General features: G+C 50.2%; 14 protein-coding genes. 12 read left to right on the forward strand and 2 right to left on the reverse strand.

Going from position 1 to position 12,455, the window contains the following annotated elements; all coding sequences use genetic code 11:
- Nucleotides 1–82 precede the first annotated feature (82 nt).
- From OH773_RS13305 to OH773_RS13320, 4 genes are all read left to right on the forward strand, one after another.
- A complete protein-coding gene (locus OH773_RS13305; RefSeq protein ID WP_270139307.1) occupies nt 83–619 on the forward strand; it encodes an HD family hydrolase in 537 nt (178 codons plus the stop codon).
- Nucleotides 607–984, forward strand: a complete 378-nt coding sequence (locus OH773_RS13310) for a hypothetical protein (RefSeq protein WP_270139308.1) — start codon at nt 607–609, stop codon at nt 982–984. Before OH773_RS13305 ends, OH773_RS13310 begins: the two co-directional genes overlap by 13 nt.
- 191 nt (nt 985–1,175) lie before the next feature.
- Entirely contained in the window at nt 1,176–1,418 is a 243-nt protein-coding gene (locus OH773_RS13315) for an excisionase (protein ID WP_270139309.1), read from the forward strand.
- On the forward strand, nt 1,402–2,526 hold the full coding sequence (locus OH773_RS13320; RefSeq protein WP_270139310.1) for a site-specific integrase: 1,125 nt from the start codon (nt 1,402–1,404) through the stop codon (nt 2,524–2,526). The genes OH773_RS13315 and OH773_RS13320 overlap by 17 nt, the downstream gene beginning before the upstream one ends.
- Nucleotides 2,527–2,647: 121 nt before the next feature.
- Here the strand turns inward: OH773_RS13320 and icd are convergent, their stop codons facing one another.
- Nucleotides 2,648–3,898 (reverse strand): NADP-dependent isocitrate dehydrogenase, encoded by a 1,251-nt coding sequence (gene icd / locus OH773_RS13325; protein ID WP_270139311.1) that lies wholly within the window; start codon nt 3,896–3,898, stop codon nt 2,648–2,650.
- Nucleotides 3,899–4,031: 133 nt separating this feature from the next.
- Between icd and rluE the strand changes: the two genes are divergently transcribed.
- Entirely contained in the window at nt 4,032–4,664 is a 633-nt protein-coding gene (gene rluE / locus OH773_RS13330; protein ID WP_270139312.1) for a 23S rRNA pseudouridine(2457) synthase RluE, read from the forward strand.
- Here the strand turns inward: rluE and OH773_RS13335 are convergent.
- The gene (locus OH773_RS13335; RefSeq protein WP_270139313.1) at nt 4,659–5,156 is read right to left on the reverse strand and encodes a methylglyoxal synthase; all 498 of its coding nucleotides are present in this window, start codon (nt 5,154–5,156) and stop codon (nt 4,659–4,661) included. The genes rluE and OH773_RS13335 overlap by 6 nt on opposite strands.
- Before the next feature lie 113 nt (nt 5,157–5,269).
- Between OH773_RS13335 and OH773_RS13340 the strand changes: the two genes are divergently transcribed.
- The 7 genes from OH773_RS13340 (at nt 5,270) to OH773_RS13370 (ending at nt 12,384) form a co-directional block, all read left to right on the forward strand.
- Nucleotides 5,270–5,719 carry an NUDIX hydrolase gene (locus OH773_RS13340; RefSeq protein ID WP_270139314.1) on the forward strand — a complete coding sequence of 150 codons (450 nt, stop codon included), beginning with the start codon at nt 5,270–5,272 and terminating at the stop codon, nt 5,717–5,719.
- Nucleotides 5,720–5,785: 66 nt separating this feature from the next.
- The gene (gene mnmA / locus OH773_RS13345; RefSeq protein ID WP_270139315.1) at nt 5,786–6,895 is read left to right on the forward strand and encodes a tRNA 2-thiouridine(34) synthase MnmA; all 1,110 of its coding nucleotides are present in this window, start codon (nt 5,786–5,788) and stop codon (nt 6,893–6,895) included.
- 24 nt (nt 6,896–6,919) lie between these two features.
- Complete coding sequence (hflD, locus tag OH773_RS13350) at nt 6,920–7,549, forward strand: high frequency lysogenization protein HflD (RefSeq protein WP_270139316.1); 630 nt, start codon at nt 6,920–6,922, stop codon at nt 7,547–7,549.
- Nucleotides 7,550–7,569: 20 nt separating this feature from the next.
- Nucleotides 7,570–8,940, forward strand: a complete 1,371-nt coding sequence (gene purB / locus OH773_RS13355; protein WP_270139317.1) for an adenylosuccinate lyase — start codon at nt 7,570–7,572, stop codon at nt 8,938–8,940.
- Between the two features lie 128 nt (nt 8,941–9,068).
- Complete coding sequence (gene phoP / locus OH773_RS13360) at nt 9,069–9,740, forward strand: two-component system response regulator PhoP (protein WP_270139318.1); 672 nt, start codon at nt 9,069–9,071, stop codon at nt 9,738–9,740.
- A complete protein-coding gene (phoQ, locus tag OH773_RS13365) occupies nt 9,740–11,203 on the forward strand; it encodes a two-component system sensor histidine kinase PhoQ (RefSeq protein WP_270145867.1) in 1,464 nt (487 codons plus the stop codon). Before phoP ends, phoQ begins: the two co-directional genes overlap by 1 nt.
- A 59-nt stretch (nt 11,204–11,262) precedes the next feature.
- On the forward strand, nt 11,263–12,384 hold the full coding sequence (locus OH773_RS13370) for a ribosomal protein uL16 3-hydroxylase (protein ID WP_270139320.1): 1,122 nt from the start codon (nt 11,263–11,265) through the stop codon (nt 12,382–12,384).
- Nucleotides 12,385–12,455 lie beyond the last annotated feature (71 nt).

The raw sequence follows: 12,455 nt of genomic DNA on the forward strand, positions 1-12,455 counted from the left end.
TTATTTTTGCCTTCGGGCAAGGGATTCGTGCAACCAAAATTCAGCGCCGGTGCAGTGGCGCTCTTATTTAGTGGAGAACTTAATGTCTTATATTCAGACCCTAAACGGGAAGCATATTAACTTCCTGAATATCAACCCAGACGACATCGTAATTGAAGATATCGCCACAGCACTCTCGAACTGCTGTCGCTTCGCTGGTCACTTGCCTGAGTTCTACAGCGTTGCTCAGCATAGTGTGCTCACCAGTTTGATAGTGTCGCCAGAGTTTGCTTTGGAAGCGCTACTTCACGACGCGCAGGAAGCTTATGTCTGCGATATCCCCTCACCTCTGAAGCGACTGCTTCCGGACTACCGACAAATTGAAAGCTATGTGGAGTCAGTGATCCGTAAGAAGTTCGGCTTGCCAGAGATCATGAGTGAGCCCGTTAAGTACGCAGACCTCATCATGCTGGCTACAGAACGCCAGGAACTCGATATTCACGACGGTTCAGAGTGGCCTGTTCTTGCCGGTATTCCGACTACAGATTTGTTCACCATAAACCCTCTTCGCCCGGGTCAAGCCTATGGTCTGTTCATGAAACGCTTCACCGAATTATCGGAGGCAACATGCAACGCTTAATCGATATGTCCACCAGCGAACTTGTCACAATGGCGCACAATGAGGTGTCCAGTATTACTGAAATCGGTATCCATTCAGAACTGGTGAAAGAACTCACTACCCGTCTTGGTGCTAATACAGCAGCTGTTACCCAGGCACTGAAAGAGCGTGATGAAGCCCGGATTGAATTATCCAGCGCTGCGCTGACTATTAGCCAGATAACTGAAGTTCTGGGGACCAGCGACACGCTGAGTATTTCCGAGCAGGTCACAGCGTTAAACCAGAAAGTGGTCAACCTAGCAGCTGAGAATGCGGCACTTATCCGAGCTTCTTCATTGAACACCTGCAGCGCAGTAATGCTGAAAGGTATCATAAATGAACCATAAATAGCGTATCTCACAGAAATAAGCTCACATATGAGCAATTACAATCATAAAGGGTTATTTGTGAGCCTATTTATTAAATTAATTTAAATAAAGACCATAAATAACCCATTTGAATTAGATTTCACTATCCACCAGCAGTATTTATCTTTGAAACAGTAAGCCCGTGTGCAGCGGGATAAAGTGGAGGACTTATGGCGAGAACATTAACGTTAGATGCATGGGCTCTTGATGAGTTTACCGCGCCTATACCCAGCAAACCTACCCTGCTGAAGTATGCGAAAAGCGGCATGATATCTCCCCCACCCTTCAAAGCTGGGCGCTGCTGGCGTGTTGAAGCTACAGCGCGTTTTGTCGGAATGATTGACAAGCCAGTGATAAAGAAGGATGACAATCCACGTTTAATGAGGATTCTCGAAGATGGCGCGCCCACGTAAATACAACGTGAACATACCCGGCCTGTCTTGTTACACCGACGCCAGAACCAAAAAAGTGTACTGGCGTTATAAGCATCCCGTAACCGGCAAATTTCACGGCTTAGGCGATAACGAGGAAGAAGCTCGAGGAATTGCTGTCGAGGCGAACACTCGCCTGGCCGAACAAAAAATGAAACAACTGTTCTCTATCAGAGAAAAGATCAGCACCAAGCTCGGCATGTCGATCACCGTAACCAGCTGGCTGGATAGCTACATGAAGTATCAGAACGAAAGGCTTAGCTCTGGTGAAATTAAGCTCAATACCTTCAAGCAAAAATCAGCGCCCGTAGAAGTATTCCGCAAAGAATGTGGCGCCATGGAATTACAGTCGGTTGGAGCAAGAGATATCGCGGCCATTATTGAACAGTATAAAGAGCGCGGACAGAGACGTATGGCGCAGGTCGTTCGCATGGTTCTGGTCGATGTCTACAAAGAAGCTCAGCATGCTGGTGAAGTAGAGCCAGGTTATAACCCCGCCATGGCCACAAGAAAACCAATCAATAAAGTTCAGCGAGAACGTTTTAGCATTGATGAGTGGCGGGTTATTTTCGATGCGGCCGAGAGCAGTCAAAATTATGTTCAGAACTCCATGCTCCTCGCAGTCGTAACCGGACAGCGTCTGGGGGATATTTCGCGTATGAAATTCTCCGATGTCTGGGACGATTATTTGCATGTTGAGCAGGAGAAAACTGGAATGAAACTGGCGATCCCCCTCTCACTCCGTTGCAATGAACTGGATATAACCTTACGTGAAGTGATAGCCAGATGCCGAGATATGATTATCAGTCCTCATATTTTGCACATTCACCACACGACAGGGAAAGCTAAGCGTGGCGGGCCGGTTTCCAGTGCATCGATAACAACTTCTTTTTCTCGTGTCAGGGATCGTTGTGGCCTGGAATGGAAAGAAGGAACGCCCCCGACATTCCATGAACAACGCTCTTTATCTGAGCGACTTTATAGGGCGCAAGGAATCGATACACAAAAATTACTGGGTCATAAAAATCAGGAAATGACCGACCGATATAACGACGATCGAGGAAAAGACTGGGTCGTTTTAGCGATTTAATTTGTATGAATTTCGCTCTGTTTTGCAGAAGAGTTTTGCTGGGGTTTTGCAGAAGAATTTTTGTGAGGGCATAAAAAACGGGAGCACCAGGCTCCCGCTTTGAAATCAGCAAAATCGCTAATTACATATGTTCGATCATCGCGTCGCCAAACTCTGAACATTTCAGCAGCTTAGCGCCATCCATCAGGCGTTCGAAATCGTAAGTGACGGTTTTAGCGTTAATCGCGCCTTCCATACCTTTAACGATAAGGTCAGCCGCTTCGAACCATTCCATATGACGCAGCATCATTTCTGCGGACAGGATGATAGAACCTGGGTTCACTTTATCCTGGCCTGCATATTTCGGTGCTGTACCGTGGGTAGCTTCGAACAGTGCGCATTCGTCACCGATGTTAGCACCTGGTGCGATACCGATACCGCCAACCTGAGCTGCCAGGGCGTCAGAAATGTAGTCACCATTCAGGTTCATACAAGCAATGACATCATATTCAGCTGGGCGCAGCAGGATCTGTTGCAGGAATGCATCAGCGATCACGTCTTTCACCACGATCTCTTTGCCGGTGTTAGGGTTTTTCAGTTTCACCCAAGGGCCGCCATCGATAAGCTCACCGCCGAACTCTTCACGCGCTAACTGGTAGCCCCAGTCTTTGAAAGCACCTTCGGTGAATTTCATGATGTTGCCTTTGTGAACCAGCGTTACGGAATCACGATCGTTGGTGATGGCGTATTCGATGGCTGCACGAACCAGGCGTTTGGTGCCTTCTTCAGAGCAAGGCTTGATGCCGATACCGCAATGTTCTGGGAAACGAATTTTCGTTACGCCCATTTCATCACGCAGGAATTTGATGACTTTTTCAGCTTCTGCGCTGTCAGCCTTCCACTCGATACCCGCATAAATATCTTCTGAGTTTTCACGGAAGATGACCATGTTGGTCAATTCTGGGTGTTTAACCGGGCTAGGAGTACCCTGGTAGTAACGCACTGGGCGCAGGCAAACATACAGATCAAGTTGCTGACGCAGAGCAACGTTCAGGGAACGAATACCGCCGCCAACTGGAGTCGTCAGTGGGCCTTTGATAGCAACGCGGTAGTCACGAATCAGTTCCAGAGTTTCTTCTGGCAGCCAGACATCCTGGCCATAAAGTTGGGTAGATTTTTCGCCGGTATAGATTTCCATCCAGGAAATTTTCCGCTCGCCTTTGTAGGCTTTCTGCACGGCGGCATCAACCACTTTGATCATCGCAGGCGTCACGTCCACACCGATACCATCACCTTCAATGAAAGGAATGATTGGGTTGTGAGGAACGTTCAGTTTGCCATTTTGCAGGGTGATCTTTTTACCTTCCGCCGGAACAACTACTTTGCTTTCCATTAACCTCTCCTTCGAGCGCTTCTTTTTGTTAATGACTTGTAATGTGCGTGTCAATACTACTTGAATATCAGGCCCGCGCCAATCACTGGTGATTTCCGTTATAATGCGTTAATCCCTAACGTCTGAAAACACTATGAATAAAACTTCTTTTAGAAATCACCCAGTTGAACGATTCAGCACGCGACGTCCTGCCAAAAAAAAGCAGGATGTTGGACCGAAGCGGCTCGTTATCTTCAATAAACCCTACGATGTGCTACCGCAATTCACTGATGAAGCGGGTCGCAGCACGCTGAAAGATTACATACCGTTACAAGGAATTTACGCCGCGGGTCGACTTGATCGCGATAGTGAAGGCTTGTTGGTGCTAACCAACGATGGTGCGCTACAGGCAAAACTGACGCAACCAGGCAAACGCACCGGTAAAGTCTATTTCGTGCAGGTTGAAGGTTCGCCAACGGAAGAAGCGCTGGAATCTTTGCGTAAGGGCGTCACACTCAACGACGGCCCCACCCTGCCCGCTGGCGCTGAGTTGGTTGAAGAACCTGAGTGGTTATGGACACGCACCCCGCCCATTCGTGAGCGCAAAGCTATCCCAACGAGTTGGCTGAAAATAACATTATATGAAGGGCGAAACCGACAAGTGCGACGTATGACGGCGCATGTGGGTTATCCAACACTGCGCCTGATAAGGTTTGCTATGGGTAATCTGGAGCTTGCCGATTTGGCACCGGGTGAATGGCGGGAGATTCCGCTGGAATCGCTATAAAAGCTGCTGCGTATTGACACCGTGTTGTGTGACGTGAGAGACCCGGCTGCTGAGGAACGCATCGCCATCCGGGACCGTAATTTCCAGTGCTTGTTCGAACAAAGATGAATGAATCAGGAAGTTTGCACTACACGCATTACTGGCAATGGGGATGTTCCAAGCTGTTGCCAGCCGCATTAATGCTTTGACGTCAGAGTGATGGGGTACGGCGCTGAGCGGGTCCCAGAAGAAAATAAGCACATCAATCTGGCCCGAGGCAATCAAATAACCAAGCTGTTGATCGCCCCCAATTGAGCCGCTCATTAACGCCAGAACGGACAAGCGTGTGTGAGTCTGCAACAAGTTCCCCGTGGTACCGGTTGCATAAATAATATGGTTGCTGAGCGCCATTTGATTATCAACGGCCCAGTTGAGAAGGTCAGGTTTGCAAGGATCGTGTGCCACTAAAGCGATACGTTTGCTCTGTGGCATAATGCGCGTGGTAAGTTGCATCGAAGTACCCTCGTGAAAGTGCCAAACATCACGAGTATATGTCACCCTAAAAAATGTGATCCAGATCACTTTAATATGATCGTGCTAACGATGCTTAAGGCAGGAGATTTACGATGTTTAAACCGCACGTTACCGTTGCTTGCGTGGTCCAGGCACAAGGGAAATTTCTGGTCGTAGAAGAAACCATTAACGGAAAAGCGTTGTGGAATCAGCCCGCCGGGCATCTTGAAGCCGACGAAACGCTGATTGAAGCCGCACGCCGTGAGCTGTATGAAGAAACCGGGATCCGTGCCGAGCCGCAGACGTTTATCCGCATGCACCAGTGGATAGCGCCGGATAAAACACCATTCTTGCGTTTCTTGTTCTCTATCGATCTTGAAGAACAACTCCCCACCACACCGCATGACAGCGACATCGATCGTTGCTTATGGCTGGATCCGCAACAAATTGTTAACGCAGGAAATTTGCGCTCGCCTTTAGTTGCCGAAAGCATCCGCTGCTATCAACGCGCTGAACGTTATCCGCTCAGCATGCTGGGTGCATTCAATTGGCCGTTTAGTTAGGGGTGCCAGCCCCGGTGATGCGTGATAGAATACGCCGCCTTTAAGTTCAATGTCGTGAGTTACTCCATGTCTGATAACAGCCAGAAAAAAGTGATCGTCGGGATGTCCGGCGGTGTCGATTCCTCCGTTTCCGCCTACTTGTTGCAACAACAAGGTTACAAGGTGGAAGGCCTGTTCATGAAGAACTGGGAAGAGGACGATGGCGAGGAGTACTGCACCGCAGCCGCTGATTTAGCGGATGCACAAGCCGTTTGCGACAAACTCGGCATTGAGCTGCATACCGTAAACTTTGCCGCAGAATACTGGGATAACGTGTTTGAACACTTCCTGGAAGAGTACAAAGCCGGGCGCACGCCAAACCCGGATATTCTGTGCAATAAAGAAATCAAATTTAAAGCCTTCCTCGAATTTGCCGCCGAAGATTTAGGTGCCGATTACATCGCCACTGGTCACTACGTGCGTCGCGATGATGTGGACGGTAAAAGTCGCCTTCTCCGTGGGTTAGACAGCAACAAAGATCAAAGCTACTTCCTCTACACGCTTGGACACGAGCAAATCGCGCAAAGCCTGTTCCCGGTCGGTGAGCTGGAAAAACCTGAAGTGCGCCGTATTGCGGAAGAATTAGATCTGATTACCGCGAAGAAAAAAGACTCCACCGGAATCTGTTTTATTGGTGAGCGTAAATTCCGTGAATTCCTTGGCCGTTACCTGCCTGCGCAACCGGGTAAAATCGTCACAGTTGATGGCGAAACCATCGGCGAGCACCAAGGCTTGATGTATCACACGCTGGGTCAGCGTAAAGGTCTGGGCATCGGCGGTACCAAAGAAGGTAGCGAAGATCCATGGTATGTGGTCGATAAAGACGTTGAGAATAATATTCTGGTGGTCGCGCAAGGTCATGAGCACCCGCGTTTGATGTCGGTTGGTCTGATTGCACAGCAGTTGCATTGGGTTGACCGCGAAACATTGACCGAACCACTGAAATGCACCGTAAAAACTCGCTATCGCCAGACCGATCTACCTTGCGTGATCACGCCGCTGGATGCCGATCGCATTGAAGTCCGTTTTGAAGAACCTGTTGCCGCCGTCACCCCTGGTCAGTCTGCTGTGTTCTACCTGGGAGAAGTTTGCCTCGGTGGTGGTGTTATTGAGCAGCGTCTGCCGCTCGTCAACTAATTGTAAACAAGGACGAAACCCTTAGTGGCCAAAAATTACTATGACATCACTATCGCACTGGCAGGGATCTGCCAGTCTGCCCGTCTGGTTCAGCAACTGGCTCACCAGGGGCATTGCGATAGCGATGCGCTTCATGTTTCGTTGAACAGCGTTATCGACCAAAACCCAGGCTCCACGCTGGACGTTTTTGGTGGCAACGAAGCCAACCTGAAACTTGGCCTCGAAACCTTGCTCGGCGTGTTGAATGCCAGTAATCGACAGGGTCTGAATGCCGAACTGACGCGCTACACGTTGAGCCTGATGGTGCTGGAACGTAAACTTCACGGCAGCAAAGGGGCAATGGATAAGCTCGGTTCAAGTATTTCTGGCTTACAACGTCAACTTGAACATTTTGATCTCGAGTCCGATACGCTCCTGAGCGCGATGGCGGGGATTTATGTTGATGTCATCAGCCCGCTTGGCCCACGTATTCAGGTCACCGGTTCCCCTGCTGTGCTGCAAAGCCCGCAGGTGCAAAGCAAAGTCCGCGCCTCGTTGCTGGCCGGTATTCGCGCCGCCGTGCTGTGGCACCAGGTGGGCGGTGGACGCTTGCAGTTAATGTTTTCTCGTAATCGCCTGTGTGCTCAGGCAAAACAAATTCTTGCTCATTGTTAACCTCTCTGGAGTTGTAACTTATGGAATTATCCTCACTGACCGCCGTTTCCCCCGTTGATGGACGTTACGGTGACAAAGTCAGCGCTCTGCGCGCTATTTTCAGCGAATTTGGTCTGCTGAAATTTCGCGTACAAGTCGAAGTACGTTGGCTTCAAAAATTGGCCACGCACACAGCGATCAAGGAAGTTCCTGCTTTTGACGCAGACGCAAACGGTTACCTTGATAAAATTGTTGCCCAATTCAGTGAAGAAGATGCAGCACGCATCAAGACCATTGAACGCACCACCAATCACGACGTAAAAGCCGTTGAGTATTTTCTGAAAGAAAAAGTGGCCGCCATCCCTGCCCTGCACGCGGTATCTGAATTCATTCACTTCGCCTGTACTTCAGAAGACATCAACAACCTGTCCCACGCCTTGATGCTGGAAACCGCCCGCAAAGATGTGGTGCTGCCGTACTGGCGTAAAGTGATTGACGCTGTGAAAGATCTGTCGGTTCAGTATCGCGACATTCCTCTGCTTTCCCGTACCCACGGCCAGCCTGCGACCCCATCGACGATGGGTAAAGAGATGGCTAACGTGGCTTACCGTATGGAACGCCAGTTCCGTCAGCTAGAGAAAGTGGACATTCTGGGCAAAATCAACGGCGCAGTCGGCAACTATAACGCCCACATTGCGGCTTACCCGGAAGTTGACTGGCACCAGTTCAGCGAGGAGTTCGTGACCTCTCTGGGCATCCAGTGGAACCCGTACACCACGCAAATCGAACCACACGATTACATCGCTGAATTGTTTGATTGCATCGCACGTTTCAACACCATTCTGATCGACTTCGATCGTGACGTTTGGGGTTACATCGCGCTGAACCACTTCAAGCAGAAGACCATCGCGGGCGAAATCGGCTCTTCTACCATGCCGCATAAAGTGAACCCAATCGACTTCGAAAACTCCGAAGGCAACCTGGGTCTGTCTAACGCGATGCTGCAACACCTGGCGAGTAAACTGCCTGTTTCCCGCTGGCAGCGTGACCTGACTGACTCCACCGTGCTGCGTAACCTCGGTGTTGGCATCGGCTATGCGCTGATTGCCTACCAGTCCACCCTGAAAGGGGTGAGCAAGCTGGAAGTGAACCGTGACCGTCTGCTGGCTGAACTGGATCTCAACTGGGAAGTGCTGGCTGAGCCGATTCAGACCGTGATGCGTCGTTACGGTATTGAAAAGCCATACGAGAAGCTGAAAGAACTGACGCGCGGTAAACGTGTCGATGCTGAAGGCATGAAACAGTTTATCGACAGCCTCGAACTGCCAGAAGAAGAGAAAGTTCGCCTGAAACAGATGACCCCGGCTAACTATATTGGCCGCGCCATCACAATGGTTGATGAATTGAAATAACGCCTCCAACGCCACCCTCTGCGGTGGCGTTTTTACATTCCCCCCTGTTTACTCACGGTTTATGCCCTCTGGTCGATAATTAGCGTTAAACTATTAATGCCATTAATACTATGCACTGAGGAAATACGATGCGTGTTCTGGTTGTGGAAGATAATGCTCTGTTACGTCACCACCTCAAGGTTCAGTTGCGTGAGTCTGGTCATCAGGTTGATGCTGCTGAAGATGCCAAAGAAGCAGACTATTTTCTGAGTGAACATACCCCCGATATTGCCATTGTCGATTTAGGTTTACCCGACGAAGACGGTTTAAGTCTGATTCGCCGCTGGCGCAGTCACGATGTGACCCTCCCGATTTTGGTTCTCACCGCACGTGAAGGTTGGCAGGATAAAGTCGAAGTGTTGGGCGCGGGTGCCGATGATTACGTCACCAAGCCCTTCCATCTGGAAGAAGTCATTGCCCGCATGCAAGTCCTTATGCGCCGTAACAGCGGCCTGGCTTCCCAAGTTATTTCTCTCCCGCCATTCCAGGTGGATTTATCGCGTCGTGAATTGCTTATCAACGACAATCTGATCAAGCTGACCGCTTTCGAATACACCATTATGGAAACGCTGATCCGCAACAATGGCAAAGTGGTGAGCAAAGATTCATTAATGCTTCAGCTTTATCCGGATGCTGAATTACGCGAAAGCCACACCATCGACGTTTTAATGGGGCGCTTGCGTAAAAAGATTCTGGCTGAATATTCGCACGACGCTATCACCACTGTCCGTGGCCAGGGCTATCGTTTCGATCTGCGCTAATCATGAAATTCATTCGGCATTTTTTACCGTTGTCCTTACGGGTCCGCTTCTTACTCGCGACGGCCGTCGTCGTCATGGTGCTGTCACTGGCCTATGGCGTTGTTGCTCTGGTGGGTTACAGCATCAGTTTCGATAAAACTTCTTTCCGTTTGCTGCGCGGGGAGAGCAACCTGTTTTATACCCTTGCGACCTACGAAAATGGTCACATTAACGTTGTCCTGCCAGAAAACCTGAATCTGAAAACCCCAACCATGGCCCTCATCTATGATGAACAGGGTAAGCTGTTGTGGACACAACGTGACGTGCCGCACGTGGTGCAGCAGATTAAAAAAGAGTGGCTTACCAGCAATGGTTTTCACGAGCTGGAAGCGAATTTTGATACCAGCCACGCCTTGCTCGCCAACGACGAAAAGCTACAAACCAAGCTTAAAGATTTTTATGACGGCGATTATAGCTATGATGTCAGTCATTCCGTTGCCGTAAATAAGTATCCGGCGGCGGGGAAAATGCCTGCCTTAACTATTGTGGTTGTCGACACGATCCCTATCGAATTAAAGCGTTCGTATACGGTCTGGAGCATGTTTACCTGTGTGTTCCTCGCCAATTTATTGCTCGTCGTACCGTTACTTTGGTTCGCTGCGCGCTGGAGTTTGCGCCCAATCGAAGATCTGGCAAAAGAGGTGCGCGAGCTTGAAAAGCACAACCGTGACAGTCTCAATCCCGAAACGACACGCGAGCTAACGAGCCTTGTGCGAAATCTTAATCGCCTTCTGCGTACCGAACGTGACCGTCATGACAAATACCGCACCACATTGACCGATTTAACACACAGTCTGAAAACGCCGCTTGCGGTCATGCAAACCACACTGCGTTCGTTGCGTACAGAAAAACAAAATATCGAAGAAGCGGAGCCGGTGATGCTTGAGCAAATCAGCCGTATTTCGCAGCAAATTGGTTACTACTTGCATCGCGCCAGTATGCGTGGCGACAGCCCGTTACTCAGCCGGGAACTTCATCCCGTGGCCCCGTTACTCGACAGCCTCTGCTCGGCACTCAATAAGGTGTATCAGCGTAAAGGCGTTACCATCACGCTGGATATTTCGCCGGAAATTACCTTCATGGGTGAGAAGAATGATTTCATGGAAGTGATGGGGAACGTGCTGGATAACGCCTGCAAATATTGCCTTGAATTTGTTGAGATCTCCGGTCGCCAACTGGATGACACGCTGCATTTATTCGTTGATGACGACGGTCCGGGCATCCCTGAAAGCAAGCGCAGCCTGGTGTTTGACCGTGGACAACGCGCTGATACTCTGCGGCCAGGTCAGGGCGTGGGTTTATCCGTCGCCCGTGAAATCGTGGAACAGTACGACGGTCAGATCCAAACCTCGAGCTGCGAACTGGGCGGCGCACGTATGGAAGTGATTTTTGGCCGTCAGCGCCCAGACAGAGAAGAAGATTAAGAATACTCCCCCACATCCGTTATAATCCGGGCAGGCCCATTCACCTGCCGGATAATAATATGGACTATCAACTCGATCTAAACTGGCCCGATTTTATTGAGAACTACTGGCAAAAACGCCCAGTGGTGTTAAAACGCGGCTTCAAAAACTTCATCGATCCCATTTCTCCAGATGAACTGGCTGGTCTTGCTATGGAAAACGAGGTGGACAGCCGCCTGGTCAGCCATCACAACGGTAAATGGCAGGTCAGCCACGGCCCCTTCCAGAGCTATGACCATCTGGGCGAAAATAACTGGTCTTTACTGGTTCAGGCCGTCAACCACTGGCATGAACAAAGTGCGCGATTAATGCGCCCGTTCCGTGCTCTGCCGGACTGGCGAATCGACGATCTGATGATCTCATTCTCGGTGCCTGGTGGCGGCGTTGGCCCGCATTTCGATCAGTACGATGTGTTTATCATTCAGGGTGTTGGCCGCCGTCGCTGGCGTGTCGGGGAGAAAGTGGCCCTGAAACAACACTGCCCGCATCCTGATTTGCTGCAAGTTGAACCGTTCGACGCCATTATCGACGAAGAGCTCGAGCCTGGCGATATAGTTTATATTCCGCCTGGTTTCCCGCACGAAGGCTACTCGCTGGAAAACTCGATGAACTACTCCGTCGGTTTCCGCGCACCAAGTGGTCGTGAGTTAATCAGCGGTTTTGCTGATTACGTGCTGCAACGCGAATTGGGTAGCCAACGTTATACCGACCCTGATGTGCCTGCACGCCAGCATCCTGCGGATGTTTTGCCACAGGAAATGGACAGCCTGCGTAACATGATGCTGGAACTGATCAATCAGCCGGAGCATTTCAAAACCTGGTTTGGTGAGTTTGTTTCCCAGTCACGTCATGAACTGGACGTCGCCCCGCCTGAGCCGCCATACCAGCCTGATGAGATTTACGACGCCCTGAAGCAAGGTGACGCGATTACGCGTCTGGGTGGGCTGCGCGTGCTGCGTATTGCCGATGAGATTTACGTAAACGGCGAGAAAATTGACAGCCCGCACCGTCCAGCGCTTGAAGCACTGGCGAGCAATATCAGCCTGAAAGCAGAAATGTTTGGTGACGCGTTAGAAGACCCATCATTCCTCGCAATGCTGGCAGCACTCGTTAACAGCGGGTACTGGTATTTCGAGGATTAATTCCCCTCTCCCGTCTTCTCAGCCAGAATTTACTGGCTGGAAAGGCGGGAAACTCTCCCCAAATTCCTCGA

Source organism: Buttiauxella sp. WJP83 (genome assembly GCF_027594725.1).
GTDB lineage: Bacteria > Pseudomonadota > Gammaproteobacteria > Enterobacterales > Enterobacteriaceae > Buttiauxella > Buttiauxella selenatireducens.

What these genes read in the sequence shown, in the direction of transcription:
- OH773_RS13305 (WP_270139307.1), top strand. Translation starts at nt 83, where the DNA reads ATGTCTTATATTCAGACCCTAAACGGGAAGCATATTAACTTCCTGAAT.
- mnmA (WP_270139315.1), top strand. Translation starts at nt 5,786, where the DNA reads ATGTCTGATAACAGCCAGAAAAAAGTGATCGTCGGGATGTCCGGCGGT.
- phoP (WP_270139318.1), top strand. Translation starts at nt 9,069, where the DNA reads ATGCGTGTTCTGGTTGTGGAAGATAATGCTCTGTTACGTCACCACCTC.
- OH773_RS13310 (WP_270139308.1), top strand. Translation starts at nt 607, where the DNA reads ATGCAACGCTTAATCGATATGTCCACCAGCGAACTTGTCACAATGGCG.
- OH773_RS13315 (WP_270139309.1), top strand. Translation starts at nt 1,176, where the DNA reads ATGGCGAGAACATTAACGTTAGATGCATGGGCTCTTGATGAGTTTACC.
- OH773_RS13320 (WP_270139310.1), top strand. Translation starts at nt 1,402, where the DNA reads ATGGCGCGCCCACGTAAATACAACGTGAACATACCCGGCCTGTCTTGT.
- rluE (WP_270139312.1), top strand. Translation starts at nt 4,032, where the DNA reads ATGAATAAAACTTCTTTTAGAAATCACCCAGTTGAACGATTCAGCACG.
- icd (WP_270139311.1), bottom strand. Translation starts at nt 3,898, where the DNA reads ATGGAAAGCAAAGTAGTTGTTCCGGCGGAAGGTAAAAAGATCACCCTG.
- OH773_RS13340 (WP_270139314.1), top strand. Translation starts at nt 5,270, where the DNA reads ATGTTTAAACCGCACGTTACCGTTGCTTGCGTGGTCCAGGCACAAGGG.
- purB (WP_270139317.1), top strand. Translation starts at nt 7,570, where the DNA reads ATGGAATTATCCTCACTGACCGCCGTTTCCCCCGTTGATGGACGTTAC.
- OH773_RS13370 (WP_270139320.1), top strand. Translation starts at nt 11,263, where the DNA reads ATGGACTATCAACTCGATCTAAACTGGCCCGATTTTATTGAGAACTAC.
- OH773_RS13335 (WP_270139313.1), bottom strand. Translation starts at nt 5,156, where the DNA reads ATGCAACTTACCACGCGCATTATGCCACAGAGCAAACGTATCGCTTTA.